General features: G+C 40.3%; 17 protein-coding genes. 11 read left to right on the top strand and 6 right to left on the bottom strand.

Annotated features, from left to right (window positions below):
- Positions 1-100: 100 nt before the first annotated feature.
- The 3 genes from ACFW35_RS14070 to ACFW35_RS14060 all read left to right on the top strand — a co-directional run bounded on the left by ACFW35_RS14070 (position 101) and on the right by ACFW35_RS14060 (position 2,332).
- Positions 101-625 carry an NAD(P)H-dependent oxidoreductase gene (locus ACFW35_RS14070; protein WP_379846567.1) on the top strand — a complete coding sequence of 175 codons (525 nt, stop codon included), beginning with the start codon at positions 101-103 and terminating at the stop codon, positions 623-625.
- Between the two features lie 132 nt (positions 626-757).
- Complete coding sequence (locus tag ACFW35_RS14065; RefSeq protein WP_379846565.1) at positions 758-1,747, top strand: aldo/keto reductase; 990 nt, start codon at positions 758-760, stop codon at positions 1,745-1,747.
- Positions 1,748-1,750: 3 nt separating this feature from the next.
- Entirely contained in the window at positions 1,751-2,332 is a 582-nt protein-coding gene (locus ACFW35_RS14060) for a TetR family transcriptional regulator (protein ID WP_379846564.1), read from the top strand.
- Between the two features lie 41 nt (positions 2,333-2,373).
- Here the strand turns inward: ACFW35_RS14060 and ACFW35_RS14055 are convergent, their stop codons facing one another.
- Positions 2,374-2,904, bottom strand: coding sequence for a hypothetical protein (locus ACFW35_RS14055; protein WP_379846562.1), 531 nt, complete (start codon positions 2,902-2,904; stop codon positions 2,374-2,376).
- A gap of 163 nt (positions 2,905-3,067) precedes the next feature.
- Here ACFW35_RS14055 and ACFW35_RS14050 point away from each other — a divergent pair, with 163 nt between their 5' ends.
- The 6 genes from ACFW35_RS14050 (at position 3,068) to ACFW35_RS14025 (ending at position 8,089) form a co-directional block, all read left to right on the top strand.
- Positions 3,068-3,568: a GNAT family N-acetyltransferase gene (locus tag ACFW35_RS14050; RefSeq protein WP_379846561.1), complete on the top strand. Its 501-nt coding sequence runs from the start codon at positions 3,068-3,070 to the stop codon at positions 3,566-3,568.
- Between the two features lie 132 nt (positions 3,569-3,700).
- A complete protein-coding gene (locus ACFW35_RS14045; RefSeq protein WP_379846560.1) occupies positions 3,701-4,060 on the top strand; it encodes a rhodanese-like domain-containing protein in 360 nt (119 codons plus the stop codon).
- 16 nt (positions 4,061-4,076) lie between these two features.
- On the top strand, positions 4,077-4,373 hold the full coding sequence (locus tag ACFW35_RS14040) for a rhodanese-like domain-containing protein (protein ID WP_379847513.1): 297 nt from the start codon (positions 4,077-4,079) through the stop codon (positions 4,371-4,373).
- 98 nt (positions 4,374-4,471) lie between these two features.
- Complete coding sequence (locus ACFW35_RS14035) at positions 4,472-5,716, top strand: erythromycin esterase family protein (protein ID WP_379846558.1); 1,245 nt, start codon at positions 4,472-4,474, stop codon at positions 5,714-5,716.
- A 101-nt stretch (positions 5,717-5,817) separates the two neighbouring features.
- The gene (ypfJ, locus tag ACFW35_RS14030) at positions 5,818-6,657 is read left to right on the top strand and encodes a KPN_02809 family neutral zinc metallopeptidase (RefSeq protein WP_379846557.1); all 840 of its coding nucleotides are present in this window, start codon (positions 5,818-5,820) and stop codon (positions 6,655-6,657) included.
- Positions 6,658-7,072: 415 nt separating this feature from the next.
- Entirely contained in the window at positions 7,073-8,089 is a 1,017-nt protein-coding gene (locus ACFW35_RS14025; RefSeq protein WP_379846555.1) for a Gfo/Idh/MocA family protein, read from the top strand.
- 326 nt (positions 8,090-8,415) lie between these two features.
- Here the strand turns inward: ACFW35_RS14025 and ACFW35_RS14020 are convergent, their stop codons facing one another.
- From ACFW35_RS14020 to ACFW35_RS14005, 4 genes are read right to left on the bottom strand one after another with little or no spacing between them, the layout of a single operon-like run.
- Positions 8,416-9,504 carry a GerAB/ArcD/ProY family transporter gene (locus ACFW35_RS14020; RefSeq protein ID WP_379846554.1) on the bottom strand — a complete coding sequence of 363 codons (1,089 nt, stop codon included), beginning with the start codon at positions 9,502-9,504 and terminating at the stop codon, positions 8,416-8,418.
- 20 nt (positions 9,505-9,524) lie between these two features.
- The gene (locus ACFW35_RS14015; protein ID WP_379846552.1) at positions 9,525-9,746 is read right to left on the bottom strand and encodes a hypothetical protein; all 222 of its coding nucleotides are present in this window, start codon (positions 9,744-9,746) and stop codon (positions 9,525-9,527) included.
- Between the two features lie 4 nt (positions 9,747-9,750).
- Complete coding sequence (locus tag ACFW35_RS14010; RefSeq protein WP_379846551.1) at positions 9,751-10,956, bottom strand: Ger(x)C family spore germination protein; 1,206 nt, start codon at positions 10,954-10,956, stop codon at positions 9,751-9,753.
- Positions 10,957-10,971: 15 nt separating this feature from the next.
- Entirely contained in the window at positions 10,972-12,561 is a 1,590-nt protein-coding gene (locus ACFW35_RS14005) for a spore germination protein (RefSeq protein ID WP_379846549.1), read from the bottom strand.
- A gap of 164 nt (positions 12,562-12,725) precedes the next feature.
- On the opposite strand from ACFW35_RS14005, the gene ACFW35_RS14000 reads away from it, so the two are divergent.
- A complete protein-coding gene (locus ACFW35_RS14000; protein ID WP_379846548.1) occupies positions 12,726-13,214 on the top strand; it encodes a DinB family protein in 489 nt (162 codons plus the stop codon).
- A gap of 18 nt (positions 13,215-13,232) precedes the next feature.
- The gene (locus tag ACFW35_RS13995) at positions 13,233-13,685 is read left to right on the top strand and encodes an SRPBCC family protein (protein ID WP_379846546.1); all 453 of its coding nucleotides are present in this window, start codon (positions 13,233-13,235) and stop codon (positions 13,683-13,685) included.
- Positions 13,686-13,776: 91 nt separating this feature from the next.
- Here ACFW35_RS13995 and ACFW35_RS13990 read toward each other — a convergent pair whose 3' ends face one another.
- Positions 13,777-14,052, bottom strand: a complete 276-nt coding sequence (locus ACFW35_RS13990; RefSeq protein ID WP_379846545.1) for a hypothetical protein — start codon at positions 14,050-14,052, stop codon at positions 13,777-13,779.
- Position 14,053 lies beyond the last annotated feature (1 nt).

Below are 14,053 nucleotides of genomic sequence, written 5' to 3'. Positions count from 1 at the left end.
GAATCCTTCGTCAGGCTCGTCCTTGCTTAGGATTTTTTATACCAATTATAGTTGCTTGTACAAACAACAAAAACATAAACTTAAAGAGGAGATCTAAGAAATGAAAACGTTAGTTATTGTAGCACATCCAAATATTGAACAATCTGTAATCAATAAAGCATGGGCAGAGGAAATGGAAAAACACGATGTAACCGTCCACCGTTTATACGAAGAATATCCGAATGAGCAGATCAATGTAGAAAGCGAACAAGAACTGTTATTGGCGTATGACCGCATTGTTTTCCAGTTCCCTCTATACTGGTACAGCACGCCATCTTTACTTAAAAAATGGATGGACGAAGTATTAACATATGGTTGGGCATATGGAACGGGTGGAGATAATCTTAGAGGAAAACAATTGTTAATCGCTCTTTCAGCAGCCGGTCCAGATACTTCATATGTTGCTGGGGGATACAACAACTACACTATGAGCGAATTGCTTCGTCCGCTTCAAGCAACAAGCAACCTTATCGGCACTCGTTACATCACACCGTTTACTGTTCATGGAGTAAGATTCCTATCAGCAGAACAAGTTCAAGAAAGTGCTGAGCGTTATGCGCAGTATGTTTTAAACGAAGACCTATAGGATTAAGAAGATCGTATGAGAACCAACTTCATACGATTCTTTTTTGATAACAAATGACAAAAAATAATATTTGTCATTTGTTATTTTTCCTGATATAATCACACCAACATCTGAAAAATGGAGGAACGAATAATGAAAACAAGAAAATTGGGAAGCAACGGTTCTGAAGTATCAGCAATTGGTTTAGGCTGCATGGGAATGTCTGATCTTTACGGCAGCGCGGATAGAATGGAAAGCATCGCAACAATTCACGAAGCACTCGAAAAAGGAGTCACTCTTTTTGACACTGGTGATTTTTACGGAGTAGGGCACAACGAACTTTTATTAAAAGAAGCATTGCAGGGAACGAAGAGAGAAAATGTATTTATCGCTGTAAAGACAGGTGTATTAAGGTCTCTAGATGGCGGCTGGATCGGAATGGACAACAGACCGCAAGCGATAAAAAATGCTTTAGCTTACACACTTCAGCGCCTTGGAACAGACTACATCGACCTTTATCAGCCAGCACGGGTTGATCCAAATGTACCGATTGAAGAAACGATTGGAGCAATGGCTGACTTAGTGAAAGCAGGGTATGTTAAGCATATTGGTTTATCAGAAGCGAACGCTGAAGCGGTAAGGAAAGCACATGCCGTTCATCCAATCAGCTGGCTGCAAATCGAATATTCTTTATTCAGCCGTGGAATTGAAGCGGAAATTCTTCCAACACTTCGTGAATTAGGTATCTCACTATCTGCTTATGGAGTATTATCGAGAGGACTTTTAAGCGGTAAATGGACGAAAGAACGTCAAACGCAAATCGATTTCCGTTCATTTGCACCGCGCTTTATGGGTGAGAATTTGGATCAAAACTTAGCACTTGTTGAAGCATTGCGTGAAATTGCTGTAGAAAAACAAACTACAGTCGCACAGCTTGCTATCGCGTGGGTACTATCGCAAGGTGAGGACATTATTCCATTAATCGGTGCACGTAAACGATCTCATTTAGAAGATGCGTTTTTCGCGTTAGACTTACAGCTTACTGGAGCAGACCTTGAAAGAATCGGAGCCGCTGTCCCGGCTGACAAAGTCGCTGGAACAAGGTATGCTAAAGAACAGATGGCAATGTTAGGAGTAGAATAAAGAATGGCAGGACCTTTAACGAGGGAACAAATTTTAGATACAACCGAACAAGTACTTCGCCGGTTCGGGCTTGAAAAAACATCTGTCGTGGATGTAGCCCGGGCAATAGGTGTCAGTCACGGAACACTGTACCGGCATTTTCCCAGCAAGGCTGCGTTAAAAGAGGCAGTGGCTGAACGCTGGCTGCATGAAGTATCTGCACCGCTAGCTGCGATTATTCAAAAAGACGGCAGTTCGCTTGAAAAAACACGCATGTGGGTGGAAAAGCTGATTGACATTAAACAGTCAAAAGCATCTGAAGATCCAGAACTATTTGCGATGTATAATGCACTTGCTGAGGAATCAGTGGAAAGCATCGGAAAGCATATTAACGAACTTATCTCCCAGCTCACGAAGATTGTGGAACAAGGCATTCAAACTGGTGAGTTCCAGAAGGGTGAAGCACGTCAGCAAGCTTCTGCCATTTTTTATGCTACCGCTCGTTTTCACCATCCGGCGCTTGCGAAGGAATGGGAAACTCCTTCTATTAAAAATGAGTTCGAGCAAGTTTGGAACCTGCTCGAATCTGGGCTTGTAAAAAAATAGGAACTAGTAAAACATCACTGATATGAGTGATGTTTTTTTCATTATCTTATAAACAAACCGCCGAACCAATGTGAAAGAGCAAACTTTGATTCTTGGTTTAATGACTTTAGCTTTTGGCCATTGATGTAACGTTTAATATTAACCCATAAGAGATCACTTTGTTCAGTTGAACCATTAGTCGTACACTGATTTATTGAAACACATTCACCTGCACCAAAAATAAACGGAAATTCTGTATTTTGCAATGTATCGTCAACAAGCATACGGTCAACTGAATCCACCGGCACCAAGGCTTGCTTAAAGAGGGAATATTTCGTATCGATATCAAATGAAATGACATCAAAACGATAGATTTCACCTGAAAAGCTGAGCAGCATTTTTTGCAGGGGATCAAATGAGATCACCGTATCTTCTTTAAAAGTTACGGCAGCTTCTTCACATCGTTTGTATGTTTCAGCTGATTTTGAAGAAGATATCATGGTAACTTCTAAATCATTTGTTTTTTCCTTTTTAACATGCTCGAGAATTGACTGATGAGATTCTCCAGCACCAACGAGTAAGATTTTTATCAAAATAAACACTCCCGACTAGAACTTCTATTACAACCATAACGAATAGGAAGAAAAGGGACAAGACATGAGAACTCTCTTAAAAAAATGGTTGTCAGAAAATCTTACAAAAAGATTGTAAGGTTACCCCTTATAAAATTAAAATATAGAAAAAAGAAAAAGGGGCATGGGTGTGGAGATCATTAATGTCAGTAATATAGATGAGCATGTAGAGGAGCTTTCAGACCTTTTAATAAAAGTGGTTCATGATGGAGCTTCAATCGGATTTTTGCCGCCGCTTAAAAAAGAAAATGCAGATGCTTTTTGGAGAAGCTGTGCAGCACCCGAAATTATTTTTTTAGCAGCAAAAATAGAAGGGGAAATTGCAGGAACGGTCCAGCTCCACTTATGCACAAAGCCAAACGGCACGCACAGAGCAGAAGTAGCAAAGCTGATGACGCATCCATCACATCGTCAAAAAGGAATTGCCCGTCAGTTAATGAAAGAGATCGAAAAGCGGGCAAAACAGGAAGGCAGAACATTACTGGTTTTAGATACGAGAGAGGGCGATCCGTCTAACCTTCTTTACCAATCAATTGGTTACATAGAAGCGGGGCGTATTCCAAACTTTGCTCAGTCTGAAACAGGGACACTAGATACGACGATTCTTTATTATAAAAATATATAAAACAGAGCGAAGAGAAGTTTCTCTTCGTTTTTTTGATTTGACAATATACCCCATAGGGTATATGATGTGTGATTAAGAACTAAAGATTAAAATGTTAGTTTGATACTAACCATAGGAAGGGTGGAAAACAAAATGGAATACCTGAATTACATTCTTTTTGGTCTTATTATTTTGTTTATCGCTCAACGTTTTATACCGACTAAAGGTGTGAAAAATATCTCAACTCAAGAACTAAAAGGGGAGCTAAAAGATAAGAAAAAACAATTTATTGATGTCCGTACACAAGGGGAGTTTAACGGGTATCATATTCCTGGTTTTAAGAATATGCCGCTGCACCAATTAGCTCAAAAAACAGATAAACTTTCAAAGGACAAGGAAGTAGTAGTGATCTGTCAAAGCGGTATGAGAAGCCAAAAGGCGAGCAAGATCCTAGTAAAGTCAGGTTTCAAAAATGTAACAAACGTAAAAGGCGGAGTCAGTGCCTGGAGATAAAGAGGAGGAAAACATGATGAAGCAATTAACAGCTAAAGAAGTGGAAGCGAAGTTGAATGAAGGACAAGTGTTAAATATCATTGATGTACGTGAAGTCGATGAAGGTAAGGCGCGTAAAATTCCTGGAATCACTCATATTCCTCTTGGATTGTTAGAATTTCGTATGCACGAATTAGATAAATCAAAAGAATATGTGATGGTATGCCGTTCTGGCGGCAGAAGCGGCCGCGCATGCCAGCTGCTGGATAGCCATGGTTTTAAAGTGATCAACATGGCTGGCGGAATGGACGCATATGAAGGAAAGACTGAATAGCTTAAAGTTAAACAGAGTGCGATAAGCACTCTGTTTTTTCGTTTCTGTTTAAGAAGAAACATAGCTGGTTATAGTACAGGTAGAAAGCGGGTGGAAAGATGGAAAAAACGTTGTCCGATTATCTAAGGAAGCATATGGTCCGGTTAAATAACCACATAGATCTGGATGCCATTGTAAGTGAGATTGGCGACTCGCGGTATGTTCTATTGGGAGAAGCATCGCATGGAACGTCTGAATTTTACACTATACGTGCTGAACTTTCTAAAAAGCTAATCCAAGAAAAAGGCTTTTCGTTTATTGCTGTGGAAGGAGACTGGCCCTCATGTTATCGGATAAATCGTTACATAAAGGGCTACTACGCAAATCAGCCTCAGTTGGACTTTCTATTAAAACACAGTTTTACGCGCTGGCCGTCTTGGATGTGGGCAAACAAAGAAATTCTTGATTTTACAACTTGGCTGAAAAAACATAATGATCAGCAGTCGAGGCAAAAAAAGGTCGGTTTTTTCGGTATTGATATGTATAGCCTTTTTGAATCAATGGAAGAGATTATACGATATCTGGAAAAGCATGACTCCGAAAGGGTTGAGTCTGCCAAAAAAGCTTTTTCTTGTTTTCAGCCGTTTGAAAAAGATGAACAAACTTACGCAATGTCGGCGGGTTATCTTTCTGAAAGCTGTGAGGATGAAGTGATCAAGCTTCTTGTTGAAATTCAGACGAATCGGGATTTATACGATGAGGATCCTGAGGGCGGTCTTAGCTTGGAACTTAATGCACTGGTTGCTGCACACGCTGAACATTATTACCGATCTATGGTGAAAGGAGATACAGAAACATGGAACATCAGAGATCGACACATGGCAGAAGCAGTGGAACGACTGATGGACTTTCATGGCAGTGACGCAAAGGTAATCATTTGGGAACACAACACACATATCGGTGATGCACGGGCTACTGATATGGCTGATGAGGGCATGGTGAACGTAGGTCAATTAATTCGTGAAAACCATGCGCCAGAGGATGTATTTGCAGTAGGTTTTGGTACTCATAGAGGTACCGTGATTGCAGGAGATAAATGGGGGGAACCTTATAAAAAAATTATAGTACCGCCAGCACCACCAGACACTTGGGAAGGGGTTTTTTATGCTGCAGGTGCACATGACCAGATCGTAATGCTGAAACAGCATCACGAAAAACTGCAAGAAGTAAGAGGACATAGAGCCATCGGAGTCGTGTACAATCCTCAATTTGAGCATCTTGGCAACTATGTTCCAACAAGTCTTTCAAATCGGTATGATGCTTTTGTTTTTATTAACCATTCAAATGCACTTCATCCTCTTTAATTATAAAAAGCTTAATAAAAAAATAGACTCGTCTAATTATATAAAACTTGGGGTAAACAAACTATTAAAATAAAGTTTGATATGAATGAGGAGGATACAAGATGAAATGGCGAGGCAGACGCGGAAGTACAAACGTTGAAGATAGGAGAGGGATGGGTGGTAAAGGACTAGCTGTTGGAGGCGGAGTCGGCGGTCTTATCATCGTCTTAATCATAACTTTATTAGGTGGAAATCCCGGTGATCTTCTAGGTGGAATCACCGGAACAGAGGAAAATGTTCCTTATGAAGAAACTGAAAAAGAAAAAGAAGATGCTCAGTTCGTTTCTGTCGTTCTAGCGGACACGGAAGACGTCTGGACTGATGTCTTCCGTGAAGAAGGCATGACCTACAAAGAACCAAAGCTTGTCTTATATTCTGGCAGTGTCCAGTCAGCCTGCGGAGCAGCAGGTTCATCTGTGGGCCCTTTTTATTGCCCAGGTGACCAAAAGCTCTACATAGACCTTAGTTTTTATCAGGAACTCCAAAGTAAGTATGAAGCACCTGGTGATTTTGCAATGGCTTATGTTATTGCCCATGAAGTAGGACACCATGTTCAGACACTTTTAGGAAAATCCCAAGAGCTCCAGGATATGCGCTCAAAACTCAGTAAAGAAGCTTTTAACAGGTACCAGGTTAGGTTCGAACTTCAGGCAGATTACTACGCAGGTGTCTGGGCGAATCATGCGCAGGATATGAATGTGCTTGAAGAAGGAGATCTGGAAGAAGCACTGACCGCGGCGAGTGCTGTAGGTGATGATACCCTTCAAAAGAAACATCAAGGCTACGTCGTTCCGGAAAGTTTTACACATGGTACATCCGAACAGCGGAAGCGATGGTTCCATAAAGGATTCAAAAATGGAACGATCGAGGGTGGAGATACGTTTAAAGCGAAGGAGCTTTAAGTGAAGGACGGATTATTGTTGGGAAAAGCTGACCGATTGGGGTCAGCTTTATTTTTTTTAGACAAAATCGTTAAATAAAATAAGAGTCCTCATTAGTTGTTAACATCAGGCGAACAAATTATTGAAATGTCCTCGCTTAAAGGACATTTCGAAATGATTATTTCGGAATCGCACGTTATTTGAAATAATCACACGTTATTTTGAAAAATCTCACGTTAAAGCTATTAAATCCCACGAAACCATTCTGCTAAAGGTACGGCGATCAATGCATCCCAAAAGTTTGTATGGATAATCGGAAAATTCTCCAAAGGCTTCCACTATTTAAACTAGCTTTGACGAAATAGCAAAATAATAAAACTTCCCAACGTGTTTATGTATAATGAAATAAAATTCAAATTTTGAGGAGTGATGATCAATGAACGTAGCTCTACTCAGCAAATGGCATGTGCACGCGATAGATTATGCACGTGAAGCGCACGAAAATGAATCGATCTCTATTAAAATGGTCTGGGATGAAAATCATGAACGTGGAGCAGAATGGGCAAGTAAATTAAATGTTCCTTTTGAGCCGAACCTAGATGACGTCTTATCGAATCCTGAAATTGATGGAGTGATTGTAACAACAGCTACAAACCGTCATAAGGATATCATCATTGCTGCCGCCAACCATGGAAAACATATTTTCACGGAAAAAGTGCTAGGTTTCACGGTGGATGAGTGTGAAGTAATTTATAATGCTGTTGAAAAAAACAACGTTCAGCTGATGGTCAATCTCCCAAGGCTGACAGAGAGTTTTTATTTATATGCGCAAGAAGCCGTTGACAAAGGCTGGCTCGGAGACATTACATACATCAGATGCCGGGTAGCACATAATGGTTCAGTTCCTTCAAAAGAAAATCCGAAGGGCTGGCTGCCGGAGCACTTTTATAATAAAGAGGAGTGCGGTGGCGGTGCGTTGATCGACCTTGGTGCTCACCCGATCTACTTAACAAATCGGTTAGGCGGAAAAGTAAAAGCATTGAGCGGGAAACTGAACCACTTTTATGATCTCGGGGTAGATGATAACGCGGTCGTGATGGTCGAGTATGAATCAGGTGCTATGGGGATGATCGAAACTGGCTTTCTATCATACGGAAGTCCGCAACAGCTAGAGCTTTATGGAACGGAAGGAACACTCATGATCGAGGGGCACAATGTTCGAATAAAGAGTAAACATCTTGGCACCGAAGATTGGGTAACGCCAGAAGAGTTGCCACATCCGATTCCTTCAGCGATGGAGCAATGGGTGCAAGCTATCCAGAATGATAAGAAACCATCGATTACGAAAGAAGACGTTCTAATCCTCACTGCAATTAATGAAGCTGCGTTGATCTCAAGTCAAGAAGGCCGCCGAGTGCTGCTGTCTCAGCTCGGAATAAAGCAAGGAATTTAAATACACGAAAAAAGAGCTTGCAATTAAAGCTCTTTTTTCTTTTGGCTCTGTTTTAAAAGAGTGTTACTTATGATCACTTTTTTCCACTTCATTGATAAGTTGATTGGAGTGCAAGGTGCGAGACTCCTCGAAAATGAAAATCACATTTTCTTCGTGCGATGCAACGCTGTCGAAGCCTTCCTTATCCTGCGGGACGAGTGTGACAGGTGAGACTCCTTAAGGCGCAAAGCGCAAGGAGGCTCACCGCACGCCCCGCGGAAAGGGAGCGCGTGGAACGGAAGTCAACTACTTTCAAAAACATCAAAGTTTAAGGAAACACCTTTCTTTTACACAGGTTTACCTCGTACTAGTGAAACGAGCCAAATGAACACGGGCATGAGCATCCATAGCACCGCATAAAAATCATAGATCGGTGTGAACTCAATAAGATAAGTTGAGCTTGGAAAAATAACAAGAGATACGATATATAACAAAAGTCCGATCGGTAACGTTAAAAGTTTATAATCCTGAACATTAAACACAGAAGCCATTCCTAAGCATAACGCATAAGTCAGAACGACTAGTTTAACAAAAACGGTAATGAACCAGATCAGAGCCATAAAGGCTTCTACCCGCTGGAAAAACTCCCGGATGTTGATCGTTTTGGATAAATCATACGTTGGATAGATGCTTCGTGCTGTTTCATTGACACCGATTACGAGAATAGAAAGCGTAGCGATCAAAATAAGTAGGCCGCCGCCAAGCGCAGTACCGAGCAGAAAGGCTTTTTTCGTCTTTTTCGGCTCATTCACATAAGGAATAATCATCAGAAAGACCACCAATTCCAGAAAAGGAAATACGATAAATGAGAGTGATGATCTTAGAACAGGCTGGATGCCGTTTTCCATTATAGGCAGTATGTTAGTAAACTCGATTTGCGGAAGGAGTGTTATGAATAATACAACGAACAATATCACAATCCAGGGAAGAAACAGTTCAGTCGTTCTTGTAAAAGCTTCTAGACCGAGCTTGACTCCATAAAGTACGACGGCTAAAAAGATAATATGTATGGCTTCTATAGGTGTTTCTACCATCATAACAGTCAGCATGAAGTCGCCGATATCCCGCAGAACAAACGTGGATAATATGAAAATATAGAAGGTGAAATAAGAAAATGCAACAGCCTTTCCAATCCATTTTCCGAAGCATTTTTCGAGAATTTCAACAAGATTCATAAACTGAAAGCGTTCAGATATTTTCCAATAAAAAAATACCAACCCTAACCCGGAACCGAGACCGATCAAACCAGCAATCCAAATGTCCTGCATCGCTTTTGCAGCAAGAATGGAAGGGATGATTAAAATCGCAGTGCCTACCGTATATAGAGCTACTAATACCGTAAACTGACGCACACTTATTTTGCCATTTTCAAGCATGATAACCACCCATCCTTTCTTTAAAAAATGCTAATAATCGGCTTTAAGACCGCGGAAATCCAATAAAGAGGTGTAGGGAGAGTTCTACCTGAACTGTGGATAAGCAATAAAACAGAACCGAACCCTAGAATCCCAAAGTACACCCATAGATCTTTTCTGGAATTTTTGTACTTTTTTAATTTACGTTTATCAATAAGAAGGATAGCTCCAATGATCAGAAATGAAATGATTGTGTAAACCATGTTGTTACTCCTTCAACTCATTAATATAAGAGTTGCTTCTTTTTCCTAGCTTATGAATGTGAACACGCACTTCACTATTTATAGGAATGTTAACAAATTCTTTATCCCAGTCTTTTTTTACACGTTTCCAATACTTTGGTTCAGAACGGTGTACAACTTCTCCGAATCCTAGGAAGTCTAGTTTGTACTTTTGCTGAGCAGTTTTAATAGCAGATCTGATCTTTGAGTTGATATCTTTTTCAACTAACTTCTCAATTTTATTTATTGTTTCTTGCTTTGTTAGATCAATTGAACATCCAACCTCTGCAATATTTGCGTCTGTCTTAACAGAAACACTCATTTCAGGATAGCTATTCATAGAATTGGTTTTCAGTTTTGTATCTGAATCAATTAGCTCGACTGATAAATTTTCTTTTTTGTTCGTAAAACACGGTACGGTTACGATCGTACTTTTTACCTGATTCTGTATGTAATTGTAACCTTTACTTTCTTTTTCATTCAGCCAGCCTTTTAATTTATCAACCTTAAACACAGCTATGTTCGTGTATTTTAAGCGGACTTTCGGGTTTACTCTCTGTAGGTTCTCCATCTTTTCCCCCTCAAGAGGATCTCCAGTAAGCTGAATGCCTGTAATCACGGGCTGTTTTCCCGGACTTGTGAGGTCATGAAGCAAGTCTCCAAAAGTAAGAGCTAGGGTTGGAGCAAATACATCTGCTGAAGTTTTTAGCTTCGAATACATGTTTTGTGCTGCGATTTTTTCTACCGGAACTAGAACATTTAATACTTGATCCGCTCTATGATCTTTCGCTACCACTACATAAAAATCTGAACGAAACTCAGGATCGCGTGCAAGCAGGTCAAGTGAGTTTGCAAAACCTTCACGCGCAAGTTTTTCACCTATTACTAACATCTTTAAGTGAGGATAAAAAGTTTTTCTTGGAGCTGTTTTCGTAAGCCGTCTTATGGCATCAAAAATTGTTTTGCCTTTTTCCTGATAGGTTACAATTGGCGCTCTGGATGAATCACCCGTTCTTGCAGAGATTGACGATGGATTTACGAGCTGAACCGTCACAACATATTGGTTGTCCACTTTATCGATGCCCATCGCAACTGCAATTCCTATGTCTTCAATTTCCCTATTGTTCCAGCAGCCCGTCAGAATAAGCATGAGGGCACAAACCGGAATCAGACATTTTCTTGTAAGTTTCACCCTTCATGCTCCCTTCTACTTATTTTTTGGTGACACAGTTTCTCTAACGACATTCGTTTGATTAATTAATCGTGGACGTGTTACTAATTTCCACCTTGGCTTTCTCCATAATGTATCTTTCATATCTGATCCGATATATGGGGCAAGCGGCTCCATGTAAGGAATCCCAAAAGATCTTAGACTGCAAAGGTGCAGTGACAATGCAAATATTCCGGCTGCAATGCCATAAAGCCCGAAAGATCCCGCAAGGAACATAAATAAAAATCTTAAAATACGGACAGCAATTCCCATATTATAAGCAGGCAGAATAAAGTTAGAGATTGCAGTTATGGAAACGACGATAACCATTGCAGCTGATATGATTCCAGCTTCAACGGCAGCTTGTCCGATAACTAAAGCACCAACAATGGAAACCGTCTGACCGATTGCTTTTGGGAGCCGAAGTCCAGCTTCCCGCAAAATTTCAAGGGTGACTTCCATGATCAAAGCCTCAATTAAGGCAGGGAATGGAACGCCTTCCCTTTGTGCTGCAAGGCTAATCAAGAGAGGTGTCGGAAGCATCTCCTGGTGAAAGTTAATGATCGCGATATAAACTGAAGGACCAAGCAATGAAATAAAATAAGCTGTAACACGAAGCAATCTTAACAGGGTAGAGATATCCCAGCGCTGATAATAATCTTCTGCTGCCTGAAAGAAATGCGTAAACAAAGCCGGAACCAATAAAACAAAAGGTGTTCCATCGATAAAGATCGCGATGCGTCCTTCCAAGAGAGCAGCAGCAACCACATCGGGTCGTTCCGTATTAAAAACAGTAGGAAAAGGTGTATATACTTCGTCTTGAATAAATTCTTCAATATAGTTGCTCTCTAAAATGCCATCAATGTCGATCTTATCGAGGCGTTCATGTACTTCTTTAACAATTTTGTCGTTAGCGATGCTATGAATGTACATGACGGATATACTTGTTTGAGTAATGTTTCCGATCTCTTTCTTCTCCACCCACAATCTCGGATCTTTGATTTTCCTTCTGACTAACGCCGTATTGGTCTGAATATTTTCAGTAAAAGCTTCTTTCGGACCACGAACTACATTTTCTGTTGCTGACTCTGAAACATCCCGATCTCTCCAGCCTTTCGCGTTAATTACGAGAGCATTTGAAATTGAATCCACTAGCAAAACAGCGTTTCCCGAGAGTATGGCTGAAATGACCTCTTTGTAAAGTTGAACTTCTTTTACTTTGTTTGCAGGTGCAAAAAACTGTTTCATAAAATCAGAAGCTTCTAGTGTCTCTGTTAAAAACTCCGAGTGTTTAATCAAATGCTCAGATCGACCGATGTTCTCAAAAAAGTGACTGATAATCATCTTATCTACAAGCCCATTTATGTAGATCAAAACTGCTTTTTTATTACCTAGCTCAAAATCTGAAAATGAGAGGTCGGAACTGTTACCGAACGTTTGTTGAAGATACTGTACGTTCTGGTTCAGTTCGGTGGACAAAGCATCCTCAGGCGGATCTTCATTTTTTGGATTCTCAAGTTGCGTCGGGGCATCAGTTTCATTCTTATCTTTTACCAGTTTCTTGAGCGCCCTTTTCTTAAATACCATCAGCAAAACTCCCGTACAGGTTTTTTGGTATTTTTACCAAGAGAGTGCCCGATTATTCTTAAGGTTACGATCGGAAAAAAGTAGGGAAAGAAGTCGAATTAAAGGAGTTCCAGTTAGTATGAAGAAATGATACCTGATGATCATTTTGTACAGGAGGTTTTTTCATGGATCAGAAAACAATTCTGTTAAGGCAGATGGCAGCCAATCATAATGAGCCGAACTGGTTTGTCCCAGTTGAACGGGCCCTGGATGGATTGACGTCGGAGCAGGCGAACGAGAAAAATGGTATCAGCAACTCAATTTGGGAGATTGTAAATCACTTAATCTTTTGGAACGAGCGTTATTTGAGCAGGTTTAAGGGAAATCCGACTTCAAAAAAGATTGAAAGCAATGATGAGACATTTCATAGCGAAAACAATCAGGACTGGGAAGAAATGAAAACCCAGCTTTATCGGATACTGAAAGAGTGGGCAAATGCTGTAAAAGATGCAGAAGATGATGATGTGTTTGAACGGTCTGCACATGAGGACAGGCATGACCCTTGGTACTCGGTTCTTGCAAATATCAATATCCATAACGCTTACCATATTGGTCAAATTGTAGAGATTCGTAAAACCAATGGAAACTGGGATCCGAAGAAAGGCGTGCATTAAAAAAGGAGGAACATCATAATGGAATCAAAGTATGTATATGTCACATATATCGGGGCAACGCCCGAAAAAGTATGGGAGGCATTAACTGAAGGGGATATTTCGGAACAATACTTTTTTGGAACAAGAGTAGAATCAAACTGGGAAGAAGGATCAAGTGTTACATACTCCCGTAATGGAGAGGTTACGGATGAGGGCAGTGTATTAAAATATGATCCGGCTCACGTACTTTCATTTACATGGACAAGTAAAAATGATGACACTCCCCGCGAAAGCCCGACAGTGGTGACTTTTAAGCTGCAACATATGGACTCTACGGTAAAACTCACAGTGATCCATGAAAACCTTGTGAAGATAGACTTTGTTGAAAAAGAAGGTACTTTCGAAGGTGTTAACAATGGCTGGCCAGCGATATTAAGCAACTTAAAGACATTCCTCGAAACGGGGAAAACGCTGCCGGCTTTGAGTTTGTGATGAAGTGGGAATTTAAAGGAACAGATGTTAAAAAAAAAAACGGCTTACTCTATTATCAATAGAGTTCTTGCCGTTTTTTTAATGAAAATGTTTATCGTTTTCTTTGTTTTTCTAGGAAGATAATAAATTTTTCACGAGCGTAAGGATTATTGATCAGTTTACTAACACGCCGTTTACTTTCTAAATAACGACGCACATGAACATTGGTGAAAAATAGCTTTCGATAGTTTGCGTCTTCATATATTTTGCTAAACCATCTATGTTCGTTCAGCTCTTGAATATGCCGGTCGATTGTTTTAGTATCCAATCCAATGAACATACGAGGAGAATTTAACCGTAAAAAGAAGTCCAAAAAATCTCTTAACATT

Source organism: Fictibacillus sp. NPDC058756 (genome assembly GCF_042746035.1).
Classification (GTDB): domain Bacteria; phylum Bacillota; class Bacilli; order Bacillales; family Fictibacillaceae; genus Fictibacillus.
The sequence above is the reverse complement of the archived record's forward strand: the minus strand, read 5'-3'. Positions and strand labels throughout refer to the sequence as shown.

Bases quoted from the DNA above. Each gene is read 5' to 3' on its own strand.
- ACFW35_RS14040 (WP_379847513.1), top strand. From the start codon at position 4,077: ATGAAGCAATTAACAGCTAAAGAAGTGGAAGCGAAGTTGAATGAAGGA.
- ACFW35_RS13995 (WP_379846546.1), top strand. From the start codon at position 13,233: ATGGAATCAAAGTATGTATATGTCACATATATCGGGGCAACGCCCGAA.
- ACFW35_RS14020 (WP_379846554.1), bottom strand. From the start codon at position 9,504: ATGCTTGAAAATGGCAAAATAAGTGTGCGTCAGTTTACGGTATTAGTA.
- ACFW35_RS14025 (WP_379846555.1), top strand. From the start codon at position 7,073: ATGAACGTAGCTCTACTCAGCAAATGGCATGTGCACGCGATAGATTAT.
- ACFW35_RS13990 (WP_379846545.1), bottom strand. From the start codon at position 14,052: ATGTTAAGAGATTTTTTGGACTTCTTTTTACGGTTAAATTCTCCTCGT.
- ACFW35_RS14045 (WP_379846560.1), top strand. From the start codon at position 3,701: ATGGAATACCTGAATTACATTCTTTTTGGTCTTATTATTTTGTTTATC.
- ypfJ (WP_379846557.1), top strand. From the start codon at position 5,818: ATGAAATGGCGAGGCAGACGCGGAAGTACAAACGTTGAAGATAGGAGA.
- ACFW35_RS14050 (WP_379846561.1), top strand. From the start codon at position 3,068: ATGGGTGTGGAGATCATTAATGTCAGTAATATAGATGAGCATGTAGAG.
- ACFW35_RS14000 (WP_379846548.1), top strand. From the start codon at position 12,726: ATGGATCAGAAAACAATTCTGTTAAGGCAGATGGCAGCCAATCATAAT.
- ACFW35_RS14005 (WP_379846549.1), bottom strand. From the start codon at position 12,561: ATGGTATTTAAGAAAAGGGCGCTCAAGAAACTGGTAAAAGATAAGAAT.
- ACFW35_RS14070 (WP_379846567.1), top strand. From the start codon at position 101: ATGAAAACGTTAGTTATTGTAGCACATCCAAATATTGAACAATCTGTA.
- ACFW35_RS14065 (WP_379846565.1), top strand. From the start codon at position 758: ATGAAAACAAGAAAATTGGGAAGCAACGGTTCTGAAGTATCAGCAATT.
- ACFW35_RS14060 (WP_379846564.1), top strand. From the start codon at position 1,751: ATGGCAGGACCTTTAACGAGGGAACAAATTTTAGATACAACCGAACAA.
- ACFW35_RS14015 (WP_379846552.1), bottom strand. From the start codon at position 9,746: ATGGTTTACACAATCATTTCATTTCTGATCATTGGAGCTATCCTTCTT.
- ACFW35_RS14035 (WP_379846558.1), top strand. From the start codon at position 4,472: ATGGAAAAAACGTTGTCCGATTATCTAAGGAAGCATATGGTCCGGTTA.